At 68.4% G+C, this 18,902-nt stretch carries 15 protein-coding genes and 1 pseudogene; 9 read left to right on the forward strand and 7 right to left on the reverse strand.

Annotated elements, in window-relative coordinates:
- Positions 1-152: 152 nt before the first annotated feature.
- Positions 153-704: a hypothetical protein gene (locus AB0I04_RS49455; RefSeq protein WP_360901904.1), complete on the forward strand. Its 552-nt coding sequence runs from the start codon at positions 153-155 to the stop codon at positions 702-704.
- A 684-nt stretch (positions 705-1,388) separates the two neighbouring features.
- On the opposite strand, the gene AB0I04_RS49460 is transcribed toward AB0I04_RS49455, so the two are convergent.
- Positions 1,389-2,108 (reverse strand): TetR family transcriptional regulator, encoded by a 720-nt coding sequence (locus AB0I04_RS49460; RefSeq protein ID WP_360901907.1) that lies wholly within the window; start codon positions 2,106-2,108, stop codon positions 1,389-1,391.
- Positions 2,109-2,201: 93 nt separating this feature from the next.
- On the opposite strand from AB0I04_RS49460, the gene AB0I04_RS49465 reads away from it, so the two are divergent.
- From AB0I04_RS49465 to AB0I04_RS49485, 5 genes are all read left to right on the forward strand, one after another.
- Entirely contained in the window at positions 2,202-3,383 is a 1,182-nt protein-coding gene (locus tag AB0I04_RS49465; RefSeq protein ID WP_360901910.1) for an FAD-dependent monooxygenase, read from the forward strand.
- Positions 3,384-4,073: 690 nt separating this feature from the next.
- On the forward strand, positions 4,074-5,123 hold the full coding sequence (locus AB0I04_RS49470; RefSeq protein WP_360901913.1) for a S1 family peptidase: 1,050 nt from the start codon (positions 4,074-4,076) through the stop codon (positions 5,121-5,123).
- A gap of 402 nt (positions 5,124-5,525) precedes the next feature.
- Positions 5,526-5,696, forward strand: a complete 171-nt coding sequence (locus tag AB0I04_RS49475) for a hypothetical protein (RefSeq protein WP_360901916.1) — start codon at positions 5,526-5,528, stop codon at positions 5,694-5,696.
- 469 nt (positions 5,697-6,165) lie between these two features.
- On the forward strand, positions 6,166-7,449 hold the full coding sequence (locus tag AB0I04_RS49480) for a bifunctional glycosyltransferase family 2/GtrA family protein (RefSeq protein ID WP_360901919.1): 1,284 nt from the start codon (positions 6,166-6,168) through the stop codon (positions 7,447-7,449).
- The gene (locus AB0I04_RS49485) at positions 7,446-9,287 is read left to right on the forward strand and encodes a glycosyltransferase family 39 protein (protein ID WP_360901922.1); all 1,842 of its coding nucleotides are present in this window, start codon (positions 7,446-7,448) and stop codon (positions 9,285-9,287) included. The genes AB0I04_RS49480 and AB0I04_RS49485 overlap by 4 nt, the downstream gene beginning before the upstream one ends.
- Before the next feature lie 374 nt (positions 9,288-9,661).
- Here the strand turns inward: AB0I04_RS49485 and AB0I04_RS49490 are convergent, their stop codons facing one another.
- The 3 genes from AB0I04_RS49490 to AB0I04_RS49500 all read right to left on the reverse strand — a co-directional run bounded on the left by AB0I04_RS49490 (position 9,662) and on the right by AB0I04_RS49500 (position 12,384).
- On the reverse strand, positions 9,662-9,754 hold the full coding sequence (locus AB0I04_RS49490; protein ID WP_360901925.1) for an acyl-CoA dehydrogenase family protein: 93 nt from the start codon (positions 9,752-9,754) through the stop codon (positions 9,662-9,664).
- Positions 9,755-9,892: 138 nt separating this feature from the next.
- Entirely contained in the window at positions 9,893-11,146 is a 1,254-nt protein-coding gene (locus AB0I04_RS49495) for a site-specific integrase (protein ID WP_360901928.1), read from the reverse strand.
- Positions 11,147-11,298: 152 nt separating this feature from the next.
- Complete coding sequence (locus tag AB0I04_RS49500; protein ID WP_360901931.1) at positions 11,299-12,384, reverse strand: helix-turn-helix domain-containing protein; 1,086 nt, start codon at positions 12,382-12,384, stop codon at positions 11,299-11,301.
- A 100-nt stretch (positions 12,385-12,484) separates the two neighbouring features.
- On the opposite strand from AB0I04_RS49500, the gene AB0I04_RS49505 reads away from it, so the two are divergent.
- Positions 12,485-13,669, forward strand: coding sequence for an MFS transporter (locus AB0I04_RS49505; protein ID WP_360901934.1), 1,185 nt, complete (start codon positions 12,485-12,487; stop codon positions 13,667-13,669).
- Positions 13,670-13,867: 198 nt separating this feature from the next.
- Positions 13,868-14,699, forward strand: a pseudogene (locus AB0I04_RS49510) (IS3 family transposase).
- A gap of 170 nt (positions 14,700-14,869) precedes the next feature.
- On the opposite strand, the gene AB0I04_RS49515 reads toward AB0I04_RS49510, so the two are convergent.
- On the reverse strand, positions 14,870-15,562 hold the full coding sequence (locus AB0I04_RS49515) for a condensation domain-containing protein (RefSeq protein ID WP_360901937.1): 693 nt from the start codon (positions 15,560-15,562) through the stop codon (positions 14,870-14,872).
- A gap of 299 nt (positions 15,563-15,861) precedes the next feature.
- Between AB0I04_RS49515 and AB0I04_RS49520 the strand changes: the two genes are divergently transcribed.
- Positions 15,862-16,470 (forward strand): hypothetical protein, encoded by a 609-nt coding sequence (locus AB0I04_RS49520; protein ID WP_360901940.1) that lies wholly within the window; start codon positions 15,862-15,864, stop codon positions 16,468-16,470.
- A 284-nt stretch (positions 16,471-16,754) separates the two neighbouring features.
- Here the strand turns inward: AB0I04_RS49520 and AB0I04_RS49525 are convergent, their stop codons facing one another.
- A complete protein-coding gene (locus AB0I04_RS49525) occupies positions 16,755-18,308 on the reverse strand; it encodes an APC family permease (RefSeq protein ID WP_360901944.1) in 1,554 nt (517 codons plus the stop codon).
- Positions 18,302-18,781, reverse strand: a complete 480-nt coding sequence (locus tag AB0I04_RS49530; RefSeq protein WP_360901947.1) for a hypothetical protein — start codon at positions 18,779-18,781, stop codon at positions 18,302-18,304. Before AB0I04_RS49530 ends, AB0I04_RS49525 begins: the two co-directional genes overlap by 7 nt.
- Positions 18,782-18,902: the final 121 nt, after the last annotated feature.

Raw genomic sequence — 18,902 nt, forward strand, 5'->3', positions numbered from 1 at the left:
CCGCCCCCCACATTTTCACCTTTTTTTTCTTACACACCCGCCCCCCCCCCCCCTCCTCCCCCCCCCCCCCCCCCCCCCGGGGGGGGGGGGCCCCCCCCCCCCCCCCCCCGACCCGCTCGCAAGCACGCGGCCGAGAAGGACCACCGACACCGATGACCAGCGCTGAGGAATTCGCCGACGACCTACTGGCCACGATCCGCCACATAGCCGAGCAACTGCCCGCCCTCTACTGCCCGGCCACCACCCGACCTGATCTCAGCAGCACCACATACGCGATCGGCGAACTGGCGGTCACTGACGACCGGGCAGAACGGATCGCGCTTCTGCGGGGCTGCGTCCACGAGCCCGGCCCGTTGCTGGTCGTCCACACCACCGTGCTCGACCCCGAACAGCTAGCGACATCCTTGCACTACGGCGATCAGCCCCACACCGCAGCGCAACCCCGCGACGACGACGAACTGCGACGCCTCCAGCGCCACCTCCCCACCCGACCCCGTGAGGCCGTCGACCTGCCCGTTGACCACGCCCCCGCCTCGTTCACCGTGCGCGGGGCGGGTGCCACCTGGTACGGCTGGACCCGCCTCCCGGATGACACCGGCCTGGTGATCGAAGCGGTAGACATCGCCCCCAGGGACGTACGGATCGAACAGGTCACCGATCTCACCCCCTGCCTCGACGGGCTACGCGCGCTGATCGGGGGATGACGAGTTGGAGAACGAGAATCCGCGCTACGGCGCGGATCCCGGTCACAGCAGGGTCACCGAACCCGTTCCGCGCGCGCTCACCCACGGTGCGCGCAGCCCACGCGGCGGCCGGTTCCGGCCTGAGCACGACGGGATAAACGAGCCTAATGGGGGTTACCGGGTCAGTCCCGAACGGAACGCCAGCCCCGTGAGGAGCAGTGGTCCGGGGCGTCTGCCGGATCGTCGCGTTCCACGGCTCAGGGCTGTTTCCACTGTTCGGGCTCTGACATGGCCAACGGCATCGTGGGGCGACGGAACCTGGCGATCACGTCAGGCGGCAATGCAGAGCAACACGCCGCAGCGCAGGCGCCGGCTGTCAATGTGATCGCTCGTACTGTTCGACAACCGTCGCCGGGAGTTCGCTGACCTCGATTCCGCAGGCCTTCGCCCACGCACGGATCCGACGGTCCCCTGCCATCATCGGGCACCGCGGTCATGATCTCCAGGGCTCCATCGGGAGACGATGGTTGCTCGCTGGTTGCTCGGATGCCACGATCTTGCCAACGAGCCGAACTCGCGACCTGGCTCCTCAGCAGAGGAATCGCTGGCAGCCCATAAGTGGCTGGCCTGCCAAGGAATTGGACGGTTCGTCGCTGGCTGTTGCCATCAGTGGCGCCGCCGTAACGGCTGGCGTCCCGACCGGAATCATCGTGACGCCCTTCGTGCTTCCTCTCGAGCACTGGTAGCGGTTTCGGCCGTGGCGGCGGCGAGGATTCCGCCGGTGATGAAGGCGATGAGGCGCTCACGGTCGGCGGTGCCGGAACGGTCTCCCTCGGGGCGGGAGGTCTGCCGCTGGGGCCATTCCACCGTCGCGAACGCTCCGGACTGATGGAGGCTGAGCAGCCCCAGCATGCTCGTGTAGGCGAATCGGACGCCTTCCTCATCAAGGCCGGGCAGGGCCCGGCCCAGCGCGGTGAGGTATCGGCCCTCCACGGCGTCGACCTGGTCGGCGAAGATCTGCCGGACCTTCGGATCGGGTTCGCCGATCATGCGGCCGATGAAGCGCGCGACGTCGGGTCCGTTCGGGCCGTGTTCCGCCACGAGGCCGGTGCCCGGTTCGACGAATGCGCGTACCAGTGCCGCCGCGGAGGGGGGCTGGGGCTCGGATTCGAGCTCGTCCAGCCGGCGACGGCGTTCGTCGTTGACCGCCTGCATCGTCTGCTCGATGACGGCGCGCAGCAGGCCGTCCTTGGACCCGAAGTGGTAGTTGACCGCGGCGATGTTGGTCCGGGCCGCTTCGGTCAGCGCTCGCAGCGAGGTCCCCTCGATTCCCCTCTGGCCGAACAGCCGCACGGCCGAGTCGATCAACCGCTCCCGGGTGGTCCTCGTCTCTCGCGGAACGGGCTGGTCGTCGTGCGCGGTCATCGCATCCCCCGGGCGGGTCGCAGTGGCAGGGCCAGGGTATAGCATCCGTTTCAAATGACCGTTTGAAACGACTGTTTGAATCGGGAGTGACGGATGAGTGCGAAGACGGCGATCATCATCGGCGCGGGGATCGGCGGCCTGACGACTGCTCACGCCCTGCGTCGCATCGGCTGGCACGTGACGGTCTGCGAACAGGCTCCCGCCATCGCGGCGGTCGGGGCGGGCGTCGGCATCGCTCCCAATGCCGTCAAGGCTCTGGACTACCTCGGCCTCGGGCCGGCGCTGCGCGATCGCGGCCGGCGCCAGACCGGCCTGGAGATCCGCCTGCGCTCAGGGGGCCGCGTCGGGCACATCCCCGCCGACGAGATCGAGCGCCGCTACGGCGCCCCCTTCTACGCCCTGCACCGGGCCGAATTGCACCGCCTCCTCATGGCCGGGCTGGACGCGGACGCACTGAGAACGGACCACCGCGCCGAGAAGATCGCCCCAGGGCCCGGCGCGGCCACGGTCACCCTGCGCACCTCGGATGGCACCGTGTCGGAAACGGCCGACCTGGTCGTGGTCGCCGACGGCGTCGGCAGCCGGCTGCGCGCGGCACTCCTCCCTGGCTACCCCGGCCCGACGTATGCCGGATACACCGTCTGGCGCGGCATCGTTCCCGCAGAGCGGGCCGAGCCCATGGGTGTGCCGACCGTGCTGTCGGAGACCTGGGGACGTGGCGCCCGCTTCGGCTCCGCGACGATCAACGACGGCCAGATCTACTGGTTCGCCTGCGAAAGCGTCCCGGAGCACGCCACTCCGGAGCACGACCTCGGCCTGCTGGCCGCCCGGTTCCGGGGATGGCACGACCCCATTCCCGGGCTCTTCTCGGCGACCCCCGAGGACACCCTTCTGCGGCACGATGTGTACTACCTGCGGGCTAGGCTGCCCGGATTCGTCCACGGCCGAGTGGCATTGCTCGGCGACGCCGCCCACGCCGTGACTCCGGACATCGGCCAGGGTGCCTGCCTGGCCATCGAGGACGCCGTGACCCTCGCCGCCGCGATCGAGGAGCGAGGCGTCGACGCCGGGCTGTGCGCCTACGACAAACTCAGGCGTCCCCGCACCGAACGGATGGCGCGCACGTCCGGCAGGCTCGGGCGCATCATGCAGACGCGCAACCCCGCAGCGGCCCTGCTGCGCGACACCGTCGCCTCGGCACTGCCCACGTCGCTGCTGGTGAGCTCGGCGGGAACCGCCCTGTCCTGGACCCCACCCCTCGGCGCCCGCTCCTGAAACCACCATGGCAGAAAACGCGAGCACTGGATCCATTAGGCCGCGTGCCGTCTCCCGCAGGCTGCGTCATATCGGCTGATCACGAAGGGGGCAGGGGTTGCTGTTCGTCGAGGCTGTAGCCGCGCGAGCGCGGAAAGGGTCGCCCGGTCCGCCCACGATGGCCGAGGAACGGCGACCTGGCGACGAAGAACCATGAGCTGATGCCGTAACGCCAAGATCTCTACGTCCTTCGACGCCTGTGACCGGGCGAGCAGCGCGATCCACCCGAACACACGCAAGGCGATCAAATACAGCAGCCGCAGAGCCATCCAGCGATCCTGCCGGAACCGAGCCGCTGAGCGCCGCGAAGCCCCAGATCTCCCGTGACACGATTTCGGTACCCACGCCCTGCCCTGGTCGGGCCAGCCGTTGCCTGGCGATCCCGGCGATTGCGGCCGCAGCCGTACGTGCGCGCCCGTGTACTCGCAGCAACAGCTACACGATGGCCGATTCAGGACGACTGCTAGCTATTGCGTCAATTGCGCAACTATCAGAATGTTTCAGTGGCTAGGCAGCCGGTTCTCACCCCCGCCTCCGGCGGCCGCCGGGAGACCCACCGCAGCCATGTGCCGTCGGGAGCCGAGTGCCTTTTGCCCACGCCACCCGGGGCGCGCCATCGGGGCGTGCCCGTTCCCCAGGGAGGCACATGTGATGTTCCATCCCCCGGCCCGGCGTATTGGACTGACCGTCACAGCCGCCGGACTCCTGGCTCTCTCCGCAGCCCCCGCGGCACATGCGACGGCTCCGGCGAACGCCGCCTCACCCTCAGCTGTCGCATCAAGACTGGCCCAGCGGCTCGGATACCGCTCCGCCGGCTCCTACGTCGAACACTCTTCCAAGAAGCTGATCGTCGACGTGACGAACAACTCGGATGCGCGGACCGTGCAGGCTGCGGGCGCGACCCCGCGGATCGTCACGCGCAGCGGAGCGCAACTGCGGCAGGCCAAAAAGGAACTCGACGACATCGCCGTGCCAGGCACCGCAAGGGTGATCGATCCGCACACCGACCAGGTGGTCCTGTCCGTTGACAGCACCGTCGCCGGCGCTCGCCTGGCCAAGGTCCAACAAGCCGTCAAGAAGCTCGGAAGCTCCGTACGGGTCCGGCAGATCAAGGGCAGATTCCGGCCGTTGATCAGCGGCGGCGACGCCATCTGGGGCAGCGGGTACCGCTGCTCACTCGGCTTCAACGTGACGGACGGCAGCGGCAACGCCTACTTCATCACCGCGGGGCACTGCGGCAACGTCGTCTCCACCTGGTACGCCGACCAGGGCTCGACCCAGCAGATCGCCACCACACAGGACAGCAGGTTCCCGGGCACCGACTACTCCATCGCCGCCTACGTGGGCGGGGTCTCGCACCCGAGCGAGGTCGACCTCTACGACGGCACAGCGCAGCCCATCACCGGTGCCGCCGATGCCACAGTGGGCGAGTCCGTTCAGCGCAGCGGCAGCACCACCGGCGTCTATGGCGGCACCGTCACTGGTGTGAACGCGTCCGTGACCTACTCCGAAGGCACGGTGAACGGCCTCATCGATACCGACGTGTGCGCTGAGCCCGGTGACAGCGGTGGCGCACTATTCGACGGCAGCACGGCCCTTGGCCTTACCTCCGGCGGCAGCGGCGACTGTACCTCCGGTGGCGAAACCTTCTTCCAGCCGGTCCCGCCCGTGCTGAACGCGTACGGCGTCAGCATCGGTTGAGCCCCTGCCAAGGGGGTTCTCGCGAGGGAACCCCCTTCCGGGCTCGGGAAGACTCAGGTTCGGGAACCCGCCGGGCCATAGAAGGACTGATCGACGTCCAGATCGGCCGGAACGTGACAGGCTCGCCGGCCAGCGCCGGCGGTGCGACCACCAGACTGGACATCGGCGGCTGGTCAGGCCCGATGAAGTCGCCGGCGACCAGAGGAGATCGTCCCAGCCACGCCTCTGATCCCTCAACGAAACCCCAGCTCACAGCACGGAACAGGATTTCCGAGCGGCACATCCTTCGTCGTGGACGACACGACCCTCACCCCTCAGCTGGACGACTCGCCGTCACGCCTCCGGGCTCGGCGCCCGGAGGCGTGACGGCGTCACCTCGGGCTCCTACCGGAAGAGCCGGTGGTGATGCCGGTGATGGTGGCGAAAGCCTCGGTGGGTAAAGCGTTGTTGGCTTCCATGACCGGTGGCCCAGAACCCGCGGTGACCTGCCGGCTGCGCGTTCGCCGCAGTGACGCCGGTGGCAGTGAGCGTGCCGGCGAAGGCCACGGTGGCGATGGCCATACCGATGCGTGACATGGGTGTCCCTCCTTCATACGGTCGGACTCTGACGACCTACGACATCCAGTAGTTACACAGTCACGCAGAGGTTGGAAAGGCGCCGCACCGACGGCGACGTACGCGCTCACCCTATGAATATGCCAGTTACCGAAGACGACATCGGAGGAGTTCTTTCACGGGCCTGGGCGTTCTCGGTTCCACCGAGAACGCCCAGTGTCCGCTTTAGGGTGATTTTCGGCCAAGCATGCGTGAGTTACGTGCGGCTCGCTTCGTGGCGGTCTTGCTCTGCCTTCCGTCGGCTTTAGACGGATACGAATGAGACCAACCTTTGAGACGATCCCGGCTGCGCGACGTTCCCAAATGATAAGACAGTCATACGTTAAGGTAAATGCGACGTAAATTTGTGAATGTGTTTAGCGACCGTTCATGCCGGATTAGTTGATGGATCAGACCGCTTCAACGATGGCACTCTATCCCTGGTCGAATGACCGAGTTGACGACCTGGATGAGCGTTTACGGAGACGGCCCGCGCTCCCCGCTCGCCCTCATCGATGGGCCGTCCGGCACCGGCGAGCCGCGGGGACCTCTGATCGACGTGGCCGTTCCCGTTCACAATGAAGAGAAGGTCCTGGAAGGAAGTACGCGGCGGCTGCATGCCTACCTGAGCGAGACGCTCCCGTACCGGTTCCTGATCACGATCGCCGACAACGCCAGCACCGACGCCACGTGGGAGGTCGCCCAGCGGCTGACCCGGGAGATTCCCGAGGTCGAGGCCGTACACCTGGACCAGAAGGGACGAGGCAGAGCGCTCCGCCGGGTTTGGGGCGCGAGTGTCGCCGAGGTGGTCGCGTACATGGACGTGGACCTGTCCACCGACCTGGGCGCGTTCCTGCCGCTGATCGCGCCGCTGGTGTCCGGCCACAGCGACCTGGCCATCGGCAGCCGCCTGTCCCGGAACGCGGCCGTGGTCCGCGGTCCTAAGCGTGAGTTCATCTCACGCACCTACAACCTGCTGCTGCGTACCGTGCTCGCCGCGCGGTTCTCCGACGCACAGTGCGGCTTCAAGGCGGGCCGCGCCGACGTCGTGCGGGCGCTGCTGCCCGCCATCGAGGACGAGGAGTGGTTCTTCGACACCGAACTGCTGCTGCTCGCCGAACGCAACGGCCTGCGCATCCACGAGGTGCCGGTGGACTGGGTGGATGACCTGGACAGCCGCGTTGACGTGATCCAAACCGCCCTGGACGACCTGCGCGGCATCGCCCGGGTCATCCGCCGGGTGTTGTGCGGCGCGTTCCGCGTGCCGCTGCCGTCGCGGACGGAGAAGGCGCAGCTGCCGACCGGAATGCGGCGTCAGCTGCCAAGTTTCGCGATCATCGGCGTGATCAGCACCGTCGTCCAGCTCGGGCTGTACGCGCTGATGCGCCTGCTGATGCCGGTGCTCGCGGCGAACGTGGTGTCCTACTTCCTCGCCGCCATCGCCAACACTGCCGCGAACCGTCGCTTCACCTTCGGCGTGATCGGCTCGGCACGTGCCGTTCGGCACCAGTTCGAAGGCGGCGTCGCCTTCCTCGTGGGGCTCATCATCAGCACCGTCGGCCTCGCGGCGGTGCACGCCGTCTCCCCGCACGCCTCCCGGCTGGTGGAACTGGCCGCACTGTTCGCCCTCAACCTGTTCGCGGCCCTTATGCGCTTCATCCTGCTGCGCGCCTGGGTGTTCCACCCCCGCCGAGCGCGGAGCGAACCCGTCCTGGAGGACCAGCCCCGATGACGACCACGGAAGTCGCACCAGCCCCGCCCCTCCCGGAGCGGCACGGCCGGGTTCGCCGGCTGTTGCTCGGCCCCCCGGACGAGCAAGTGTGGGCACGTCCGGTCCTTTGGGCGATCCTCGCGCTCGCCGCCGTGCTGTACGGCTGGAGTCTGTCGATCGGCAACGCCAACGGCTACTACACGGCCGCCGTGCTGTCCGGTACGAAGAGCTGGAAGGCGTTCTTCTTCGGCTCCCTCGACGCCGGTTCCTACATCACCGTGGACAAGCCGCCGATGTCGCTGTGGGTGATGGGCCTGTCCGCCCGTGCCTTCGGCTTCAACGCCTGGAGCATCCTGCTACCTCAGGCGATCGAGGGCGTCGCCACCGTCGCCGTGCTGTACGCCGCCGTACGGCGTGCGGCCGGCACGGTGGCCGGCCTGATCGCCGCGCTGGCGCTCACGCTCACGCCAATGGTGGTCGCGATCAACCGGGACACCAACCCGGACACCCTCCTGGTGCTGCTGCTGGTGGTGGCCGCCTGGGCGTGCCTGGCGGCGATCGACACGGGACGGGCGGGTTACCTGGTCCTGTGCGGGGCCGCGGTGGGGTGCGCGTTCAACACCAAGATGCTGCAGGCGTTCGTCGCGCTACCGGCCCTCGCCCTCGTCTACCTCCTCGCGGCGCAGGGGACCTGGTTCCGCCGGATCGGTCACCTGCTGGCGGCAGGGATCGCGCTGGCCGCCTCGGGTCTGTGGTGGCTGCTGATCGTCGACCTGATCCCGGCGAACCACCGCCCGTACGTCGGGAGCAGCCGGGACGGCACCGTCCTGGATCTTGTGATCGGGTACAACGGAGCCGGTCGGCTCCTCGGCGACGGCGGCGGTGGCCCAGGCGGCGCGCCCGGACTCACGCGGATGTTCAACCACGTCCTCGGCGCCCAGATCTCCTGGCTGCTGCCCTTCGTCGCAATCACACTCGCCGCCGGGCTGATCCGCTGCGGCCGACGGCCCCGTACGGATCTCCGACGGGCGTCACTGACCCTGTGGGGCAGTTGGCTGGCCGTCCATTACCTGGTTCTGAGCTTCACCTCGGGCAACTTCCATCCCTACTACTCGAACGCCATGGCTCCGGCGATCGGCGCGCTGACCGGCATCGGTGTCGTCGCGCTCGCCGACTTCTGGGCATTCTCCCCAGCGATCGCCGCAAGCGGGGCCTGGTCACTCGTGCTGCTGCGCCGCACACCGTACTGGCTGCCCTGGTTGCCTTGGGCGGTCGCCGCCACCACCGGGATCGCCGTCGTGACGCTCGTGGCCGTACGGTTCGCCCCGCGCACCCGGGTCCGGACCGCGGGCGTGGCGCTCGGGCTGGCCGCCGTGCTCGCCGGCCCGGCGGCATACGCAATGTCGCCGCTATACGGACAGATGACTTCATGGAGGGCCAGCGACCCGCTCGCCGGCCCTTCCGACCGGCCGGGCACCCAACCCGGTCCGCACGCCATACGCAGCCCGCTGCCGACTCCGCTGGTCGCAAGCCTCATGACGCACCAGGACGGGGCGACCTGGCTGGTGGCCGTACCGAAGGCCAGCTTCGCGTATCCGTTGATCATCCAGACGGGCCGACCCGTCATCGCGATCGGCGGTTTCACCGGCAAGGACAACGCGATGACGCTCCCGAAACTTCAGGGGTACATCACGACGGGCAGGCTGCACTACCTGCTGCTCGACCCGACCTCGATGCTCCGCACTCAGGTGATCGCCCCTTGGGTGCAGCGGAACTGCACAATGATCGAATCGGGCCAGCGCGCGACGGGAGGCCAGACGCTGTACCGCTGCGACGCGCAGGGGATCGTGCGACGGTAACTCGAGCTCGGACTCTCGCCGCCGAGCCTCAGCGCTCAATCTGAGAGCCACCGGCTCCCCCGACCATCGACAAGCCCGGGAATGACCTGACAGTGCTCCCCGAAAGCTCCCCACCCGTGCTCCCGTGCTCCCTCCGGGAGCGGGGAGCACCGGGAGCACACATGGTCGCTGAACCGACGCCAAAGAATCTCATTGCTACCCGCTGACCTGCGACTTCTGAAAAATCTGCAGGTCAGCGATTGATCGGGACGACATTGACCGCATTGGGAACCGACGGTAAACGATGGGGTCTGACGAGCAATCGCTGATCGACGCGCAGCGTGATCGAACCCAGCACAGACGTGCATGCGTAATGCGCCTGACCTGCAGAAACGCTAGCGGACCGGCAATCCGGTGACCGTGCGGGCGATCACCAGGCGCTGGATCTCCGACGTGCCCTCGAAGATGGTGAAGATCTTGTAATGCACGGCAGTTTTCGCAGGTCAGGGGTGTGTGGGGGTGGGCTGGGTCAGCACGGGGTCAGCACGAGGCGGTTATCGGCCCGTTTGGCCATCACGGTAGGCGGCGTCGAGGACTTCTCGCGCGCGTTCCCGTGAGCCAGGCACTTAAGTCACCTCGATGCTCTTGTGCCCCAGCCAGCGGGAGACATCGGTGATGGGGATCCCTCGGGACAGGGCAAGCGAGGCGTAGTAATGACGTAGCGAGTGTGGCACGAACCCGTCCGGGAGCCCCGCGTCCTTGACCGCGGTCGTGAAGTGCTCGCGGTAGGTGTTGCGTGTGACCAGTTTCTTCTTGCGGCCGCGGAAGAGGTAACCGTCCTGGCTGGCGCCGTGGTCGGCCAGGTGTTTGTCGATCGCGCCGGAGACATAGCGAGGCAGCGGGATATCGCGGTACTCCCCCGCCTTGCGGAATTTCAGCGATCGTAGCTGGGCGGTTGGATTGACCTGCTCAGTGATTCGCAGAGTCTGCCCATCCCCCACGCGGCATTTGGTGTTGAGGGCGAACGCCTCGCCGATGCGCAGGCCACATCCCTGCATGACCCACACGTTCTTGACGTCAGCCGGGCTGGATGCCCTTGCCTCGGACGTAGAGCCGGGTGATGGGTGTGGTGTCGCGGCGGGGCCGGATGGCGAGTTCTTCCTCACCGTGCAGGACCCGGTAATGGTGTCTTCGACGACGACGGTGACGAGCTTGCCGGCGTGCCGGGGCCCGAGCTTGATGAACTGGCCGTTGACCATGAACCGGCCGCTGGCGTGGACCCGTCGCTGGACCCTGATCAATCCGGCGGGCAACGGCGGAGGCGGCAGCGGGGTCGCCGCGGTGCGAGCGCCAGGCAGGCGGGCGGCCCGCTCGGCGGTGATGGGACACGGCCAGGTGCCCACCAGGGCGCCGTCGGCGGTGGCGTGCATGAGGTGGCCGTCCAGCCGGAGCGTGATAGTTCGCCTAGCCAGGGCGAAGGCGATCTGGCATTTGACTCCGGCGATCGTGACGTGGCCGTCTCGCTGAGCCTTCCGTTCGACCTCGACCGCCTGGCCCGCCCCAAGCACGGGATTGCCGCCGATGTGGCGTGGTGCCGGTGCGGCCGGGGCCGGGCCGACGGGGCGGGCGCCGTAGCGCATGACCAGGTAGGCCAGGTCTTGTGGGAGAAGCCGGGAGACGACGGTGCGGACTAGGTGCCCGTCCAGCAGGATGTGCAGGCTGCGCAGGTCGGCCCAGACGGTCACGGTGCGGCTGGCCAGTGCGCGGGGCAGGGAGAACCGCTGCCGGTCGGGCACCAGGTTGACTTCGCCGCTGGACGGGATACGGACCTCGAACTCGATCGCGTTCTCCTCGGGCCGGTCCGGCGGAGGCTCGATCACCGCGATCCGCAACGGAGCCGCCGCTTCGTCATCGCCGACGGCCTTCGGTTCATCGTCTGTGCGCGCCGGGCGTGCGGCCTCCGTAAGTTGCTGGCTGGCCCGGCCTGCCGAGTCGGATGATGGTGCGAAGGATTCTGGCATTCCGCAGTTGCTCAGCGCAGGACGGTCGCCAGCAGGTCTGTGCCCAGCGTCGTCATCTCGGGCAGGTTGAGGGTGTAGTGGACGTAGCGCCCGTGCCGCCGGGTTGTGAGCAGGCCCGCGCGGCGCAGGACGGCGAGGTGGCGGGAAACTTCCGGGGGTGAAAGTTCCCAGGCGTGGGCCAGCTCACTGGTGGTGTGCGGGCCGCGGGCCAGGGTGCGCAGTAGCCGCAGCCGTACCGGATGTGCGAGCGCCTCCAGCCGGAGGGTGACCGTTTCCAGCGACACCGGCTCTGACGGACTCGGCTCGGCCACGGGGTACTGCACCACCGGATGCCATCCAGGTGCGTGGACCACCACCAGGTGCGGGCGGCCGAAGTCACTGGGGATGAAGGTGACCCCGGTGCCGTGGGCGGCGGTCGTCTTGTCCTGCAGCTTGTCCACGATGATGCGGTCGCCGTCCGGTGCCAGGGTAACCGCGCCAGAGACCGATGTGAGTGCCGCCCCGATGCCCTGGCGCTTCAGCAGGTCGTTCTTCAGGCGCAGGTCGGTGGCCAGTTGCACGGCGATGCCCGTCCAGGCGGCGTCGAAGAAGGCCTCGGCGCACTGTTCGAGGGTGTGGCGCACCCGCGCCCGCACAGCGGCCGGGTCCGCGAGCAGCCGTTCCGCGAAGGCCTCTTGGAGCGCGCCGCGGGCCTGGGCCAGGCCCAGGGCCCGCTCGCGCGCAGTCGCGTCGGAGAGCGGTGACGGCGCGGCGAAGTGGACCCGGTTGCTGCCGCACGTGGTGACGAGCGCGGCGGTCACATAGGTTTCGTCGTCGATCCGGTCTACATCGTCCAACTCCTCGGCGAGGGTCTGCCGAGGCCGGGCGGGGACCAGGAAGTCGGCTCGTGAGGAACGCCAGAGGAACTCCGCCTCCCGCAACCGCTCGGCCAGCTCCGGCGGCAGCCCGGCCCAGACGTCCCCGGCCCAGACGGCCAGCTGCGGGTGATGCCCGGGTTCGGCCAGGACGTGCAGCATCGCGGTCAGCTCGGCCAGTGGGGAGGCGGCGAACCGCAGCCGCTCGGCCGGTAGCCCGGTGATGTCGATGCGCAGCGTCATCCCCCCATCTTCGCTGGTCGGACGGCTGGCGGCGGCGTCGGTTGACGATGTCCGGCAACCGGCGTGCCGCATCCGGCGGCCCGACGCAACCGTTGGCGCCATGGCAACCACCACCCGAATCCGGCCCCGCGCCCTTCTCCGTGCCTCCGGAGGCCCCCGCTATGCCGTCGCCCTGGCCGTGGACGCGCTCGGCACCGGCCTGCTGCGGCCCTTTCTACTGCTCTACGGCGTGACGGTGCTGAGGCTGTCCGCGCCGGTCACCGGCACCGCCATGACAGCCGGCGCCATCGCGGGTCTGGTGTGCATGCCCGCGGTGGGCCGATGGCTGGACCGGGGCGCACGCAGCACGGTCGTGGCGGCGTCGATGCTGGTGCGGGTGCTGGGCGTGGCGCTGCTGCTGGCCACCCCGGCGGGACATGTCTGGCTGTTCGCGGCAGCGGCGCTCTTCCTCGGCATCGGCAACCAGGCGTGGCCGGCCGCCCACGCCGCCCTCGTGGCCACGGTCGCCCACGGCCGGGAACGTGACGCCGCCCTCGCAGGGGGCCGCTCCCTGCGCAACGCCGGCCTGGGCGCCGGTGGACTCCTCGCCACCGCATGCCTGGCGGGCGGCACCACCGCGCTGCAGGCGCTGGCAGGCGTGACCGGGCTCGCCTACCTCGCCGCGGCGGCCTTGGCGTGGTCGGTCCACGTGCACGCTCATCCGGCCGCTGCCGCAGCCAAGGACAACGACGACGAGCCGGCACCCCGGATGCGCGCGCTGCTGGCCGCCAACGTGATCTACGTCTTCTGCCTCAACGTCACCGAAGTCGCGCTCCCTCTGGTCCTGGTGACGCAGATGCACGCCTCCCCGGTGTGGTCGGCGGCCATCTTCGTGGCCAACACGGTGATGGTGGTCACCCTGCAGGTTCCGGTCACCGTCCTGATGTCCCGCTTTCCCCGCCGGTCCGTGCTGGCATTCGCCGGCGTGGTGGTCACCGCGTCCTACCTCGGCTTCTTCGCGGCCACCTCCCTGGGACACGGCTGGGGTGCCCCGGCCGTCGCCGCGGTGTCCGTTATCTCCACCCTCGGCGAGATCATCTATGCCGGTAGCGCCACCGCGCTCGTCACCGCACTCGCCCCGGCCCATGTCCTGGGACGCGCCCTCACCCGCTTCCAGCTCTCCACGGGCTTCGGCCTCGCCGTCTCCCCGGCGGTCATCACCGCTCTCGCACCCCACGGCCCGGCAGCCCTCTGGGGCAGCCTCGCCGCCGCGACGCTCCTCTCCGCCTCCGCCGTCGCCCGCTGAGCATGCTCGATCACGAGGCACTATGGAACGGCCGCTACCGCCGAGAAGAAGCAAGGAACGCGGCTCAGCGGCGGGTGTCGCCGGGGGCGAGCAGGCTGGTGATGAAGTTGCCCCGGTTCTGTGGACTGATGTGCCCCGGCTTCGGTGGGGTGTGCTTGCTGGAATCCTCGTGACGTTGATCATGAGGAGAGGGCGAGGATGCCACGGAGCTATCCCCCGGAGTTCCGCCGCATAGTGCTGGACCTGATCAAAGCCGGCAGGTCGGTGAAGCAGGTCGCTGCTGATCTGCAGATCAGTGACCAGACGATCTACTCCTGGCGCAAGCAGGACCGGATCGATTCCGGCCTCGAACCCGGCTTGAGCTCGGCCGACCACGCCGAACTGGTCGCACATCACCATCGGCCACGGGGCAGTGGAGATGCTGATGAACCGAGCAGGCATCAAGGGCCTGCCCGGACACAAACGCCGCCGCCCGATCCACCAGACACCGACAGCCGCCGACCTGGTCGACCGCAAATTCACCCGAACCGGGCCGGATCAGCTGTGGGTCACCGACATCACCGAACACCCCACCCGCGAGGGCAAGGTCTACTGCTGCGTCGTGCTGGACACCTACTCGCGCCGGGTCGTGGGCTGGTCGATCGACTCCACGCAGACAGCCACCCTGGTCACCAACGCCCTGGGCATGGCCGTCCAGAACCGGGGACTGTCCGTGGGCACCGTGATCCACTCCGATCATGGAGTGCAATACCCCTCTTGGGTTTTCACTCGGCGTGTTCAAGAATCCGGCCTGGTCGCATCGATGGGATCGATCGGCGACTGCTACGACAACGCCGTCATCGAATCGTTCTTGGGCCGGATGCAGACCGAACTACTCAACCGAAAACGGTGGAAGACCCGCATCGAGCTCGCGAACGCGATCTTCGAATACCTGGAGCTCTTCCACAACCGCCGGCGCCGCCACAGCGCCCTGGGGATGCTCACCCCGATCGAGTACGAGAGGATCTACCCGACCACCCAACCGGCATGAGGGTCCAGTAAGCCGACACCACGAAAGCCGGGGCACATCAGGCACGTCCGTAGGCAAGCGGTCCACGCCTTGGGCACGACCTTAGGCACGTCCGTAGGCAAGCGGTGGGCGCATGGCCGCACGCTTAGGCACGTGGTCGGTGTCAATCCCCTGAAAGCGTGGAGACGGTGTTATGCCACTTCCTCCGGGTTTGGCGGACGGCGAGCCAGCTGACCGGAGCCGCGGCCGGCCGAGGCCCTATGCCCTGCGCGCGCCTTTTGGTTACCCCGAGCGCCAGGCCCAGCGCGCCCTGGACCAGGGTGTTGAGGGTCAGGCTGCGGGCGCGGGCGAAGGCGCGCAGCCGGGTGCCGAGACCGGCCGGCGCCTGGAGGCGGAACTGCTCGCCGCGCGCCTGCCACCGGTCGGGGCCGGCCGGCCAGCAGCGTGGGTCCCGGCAGCCCGGCGAGCGCGTCCCGCCAGGCGGCCTCCGCGGCGGCCCGGTCCTGCCCGGCAAGCCAGCGGTGATATGCCTCGGCCGACGGCGGCTCCGGCACGCCCGCGGCGTCACCTCCGCCTGCGTACAACTGGGCCAGCTCGCTCAGCACCAGCCAGGAGGACCAGCCGTCGAGCACCGCGTGGTGGGTGCAGATGACGAAGCGGTGCCGATCCGGGGCGAGCCGCACGAGCAGGAACCGGCTCAGCGGAGCCTTGGTCACCGCGAACCGCTCCGACCGCGCGCTCTCGACCAGCCGGTCCAGGTGGTCGGCGCGCTCGCGCTCCGGTACACCGGACAGGTCGACCTGCCGCCAGAGCAGCGGGACCGCGCGGCACACCACCTGGACGGTCCGCTGGTGCGGTCCTGCCAGAAGCAGGTCCGCATGCACGTAGAGGGCGCTGACCAGTGCCGCACGGCCTGGCGGCGACCGACCGCCCAATTCAGTGTTCGGCTGGCGTCTACTCCTGTAAAAGCCCGGCTCCACCGGCGCTGCGGTCTAATTTCTGCCGGTGATTCTGCCGGTGATTCTGCCTGGGCCGATCACAGTCCATTGCTCTAAGCTGCCGCGATGTAGCGCCATTCTCCCGGCCCGTCGCCGCGCGCATCGACGTGAACGCGACCGGGCGCCGGCAGATCATCGCACCGCCGCACCACGGCGGCGGCCGTCGTTCGAAGCAAGGTGTGAGTGTGAGAAAGCTTCTGCGTCACCACATCGGCAAGCCCGTCGGGGTGCTCCTGGCGTTGATGACCGTGCTGGTCGGCACGGCCGGGACCGCGGACGCCACCATCCACTGGTACGGCATTCAGCTGGTCGACCAGGCAAGTCAGGAGTGCCTGCACGCGGGCGCTCTCGGCGAGGGCGGCGTCACGGTGCCGAGCTGTATGGCACGCGGTACCGACTGGTGGGCCCTTTACCCTGCCAACCCGGGCGAGGCGTGGGACAGCATTCATGGCACTTATGCCCAGGTGCTCATCCAGGCGACGAACGCGCCCTTCAACTGCCTACGGACCGGCGACAACGGCTACGGGCCCAACGGGCCGATGTCGACGTTCACCACGATTGCCACCTGCAGCGAGCAGGACCCTCACCAGGTATGGGCGATGTGGACGGCGGCCCCGCCACAGAACGTCGGGAACCCGGCAGGACTCAAGCACTTCATCGAGTTCTACAACCCGGCCACCCACACCTGCCTGGACGGCGGCATCGGCGTGTATGGATTCTACAGCCCCTACAACTGCTCCAAGACCAACAACTGGCAGATCTGGAACATCTACACCAACCAGACCACCAGCTGAGGGCCTTGACCCAGGGCATTCGCCGAAAGCGACAGCTGCGGGCGCGGACGGCCTTGTTAGACACTCCCACTTCCGCGACTGTCAATCCCCTGAAAGCGTGGAGACGGTGTTATGCCCCTTCGGCCCTGAGCTGGGCCGTTGAGGCCCTCCGTTGTTCTGCCATCTGATGCTCGAACATGATCGGGGCGAGCCCGTCGTTGGCGCTGTGCCTGTGGGTGTCGAATATCGTGTCACAGGGCCTGATCTGGGCTTTCGCCGCGCTTAGCAGCTCGGCTCCGGCAGGATCACAGGATGGCTTTGGGGCTGTTGTACTTGATCGCCTTGCGTGTGTTCGGGTGGATCGCGTTGCTCGCTCGATCACAGGCGTCGAAGGACGTAGAGATCTTGGCGTTACGATGGCGGAGTGAGGTGGCGTAGGCGAGGGCGCGCAGCGCCGCGCGGTCGAGCCGGGCGACCGGCACGACGGTCAGCACGCGGATCTCGTCCGGACTCTCCTGCTCCTCCCTGACGGCCGACCGTAGAGTCGAGGCTTTCCCCGGCAGAACGGGCGCGACCGTGCCGGCAATCCCGCCCGCGCTCTCCGGCGGCGGGCGCAGCGCGAGCGCCTCGCGCACCGTCGCGTAGTGCCGGTGGATCCGCAGCGCGGCGACGATCAGCAACGGCGCGCCGAGGACCAGGACCCAAGCGCCTTCCGTGAACTTGGTGACGGCCGCCGTGAGCAGCACGAGACCGGAGACCAGCGCGCCAACGGTGTTGACGGCGATGCTCTTTCGCCAGTGGGTGCCGCGGTCGCGCCACCAGTGCACGACCATCCCGGTCTGCGACAGGGTGAAGGCCAGAAATACGCCGACCGCGTACAGCGGGATGAGCGACTGGATGCGCCCGCGGAAGGCCAGGAAGATGACGGTGGCCGTGACCGCGAGCGCGATGATGCCATTGCTGAAGGCGAGCCGATCGCCCATGTGGAGGAATCGCCGCGGCGCGTAGTGGTCGCGAGCCATGAAGTACAACAGCCGTGGGAAGTCGGTGAAGGCGGTGTTCGCGGCCAACACGAGGATCAGCGTCATGACGGCCTGCGTATAGCCGTACAACAGGCCGCGGCCGAACGTCCGGTCCGCCAGTTGGGACAGCACGGTCTGGCCCGGCCGGGGTACGACTCCGTCCAGATGGATCAGCGCGACCAGGCCCGCGAGCATCACCACCAGCAGGCCCACCATCAGGGTGAGGGTGGTCCGGGCATTGCGCCATTCCACTGGTCGGAAGACCGGTATGGCGTTGGACACCGCTTCGACGCCGGTCATCGATGTGGCGCCAGAGGTGAACGCACGGAGTATCACGAGCAGGCCGAGGCTCTCGGTCGCCCTGATCGCCGGTGGCGGTGCGGCGGCGAACCCATGGGCGGCGGCGTGCGCCATGCCCACCGCGATGAGCAGGAACATGGCCAGTAGGAAGGCGTACGTCGGGATCGCGAACAGATTTCCCGCCTGGCGAACACCGCGGAGGTTCCCCGCGAGCAGAACGGCGATCGCCGCCAGCCCGAGGACCAGCGAGTACGGCCGGACCGCGGGGACCGCAGACGCGATCGCATCGACGCCGGACGCGATCGACACCGAAACGGTGAGCACATAGTCGGCCATCAGTCCGGCGCCAGCCGCCAGTCCCCAGCGAGGTCCGAGGTTGTCGCCCGCCACGACGTACGACCCGGCCCCCTGGGGATAGGCGGCGATTGTCTGCCGATAGGACAACGCGACCGTGATCGCCAGGAGGATCAGTACCAGGGTGAGGGGCACGGACAGGCGCAGCGCCGCGCTACCCGCCAGCATCAGGACGCTCAGCATCGCCTCCGGCCATAGGCGACGGAGGACAGCAGATCGGAGGACAGCACCGGCAGCGCGACCAGCTTGCGCATTCGTTCATGCGCGACCGCTGTAGTCTGCAGCGGCGGGCCCAGTACCAGCCTTTTTGCTCTTACGAGCACCAATCCGAGACGGGAATCAGGCATGATTCCCGTCTCAGTCGTCACGAGTTCGTCCGGCGCTTCCGCGCGGAACATCTGAATTGGAGCAAAGCGTCCAAATCTCGTTGGAACCGGCTCATCGCGGAAGTAGCCGAGCGCCGGATCGACCGGCAGCGCCCGGTCCGCGCGCCGCCCGGCGGGCACCGATGCCCAGTGGCGGCCTACCTCCCGCAGCAACCGCTCGTCTTCTAGGCTCAGCGGGCGATATTCCTCCGCGGCGCTCAGCACGATGGTCGGCTGCTCCTCCGGGCGGCGATCGCCGTTTCGATCAGGCCGTCCATGCGCGCGCTCCACACGGCCAGCGTATGCCGAGGTCATCCGGCTCGATCCCGGCCGTGAGGGTGGCACACGACTGCCGTGCCCGGCCTTTGCCCGTAAACGACCTTCCCCGCAAGGGTGAGATCCGCCGGGCGGT

The sequence above is a fragment of the Actinoallomurus sp. NPDC050550 genome, from assembly GCF_040655075.1.
In the GTDB taxonomy this organism is placed as follows: Bacteria; Actinomycetota; Actinomycetes; order Streptosporangiales; family Streptosporangiaceae; genus Actinoallomurus.

Coding starts and splice junctions, on each gene's coding strand:
- AB0I04_RS49455 (WP_360901904.1), top strand. CDS start 153: ATGACCAGCGCTGAGGAATTCGCCGACGACCTACTGGCCACGATCCGC.
- AB0I04_RS49505 (WP_360901934.1), top strand. CDS start 12,485: ATGGCAACCACCACCCGAATCCGGCCCCGCGCCCTTCTCCGTGCCTCC.
- AB0I04_RS49460 (WP_360901907.1), bottom strand. CDS start 2,108: ATGACCGCGCACGACGACCAGCCCGTTCCGCGAGAGACGAGGACCACC.
- AB0I04_RS49525 (WP_360901944.1), bottom strand. CDS start 18,308: ATGCTGAGCGTCCTGATGCTGGCGGGTAGCGCGGCGCTGCGCCTGTCC.
- AB0I04_RS49480 (WP_360901919.1), top strand. CDS start 6,166: ATGACCGAGTTGACGACCTGGATGAGCGTTTACGGAGACGGCCCGCGC.
- AB0I04_RS49465 (WP_360901910.1), top strand. CDS start 2,202: ATGAGTGCGAAGACGGCGATCATCATCGGCGCGGGGATCGGCGGCCTG.
- AB0I04_RS49500 (WP_360901931.1), bottom strand. CDS start 12,384: ATGACGCTGCGCATCGACATCACCGGGCTACCGGCCGAGCGGCTGCGG.
- AB0I04_RS49485 (WP_360901922.1), top strand. CDS start 7,446: ATGACGACCACGGAAGTCGCACCAGCCCCGCCCCTCCCGGAGCGGCAC.
- AB0I04_RS49470 (WP_360901913.1), top strand. CDS start 4,074: ATGTTCCATCCCCCGGCCCGGCGTATTGGACTGACCGTCACAGCCGCC.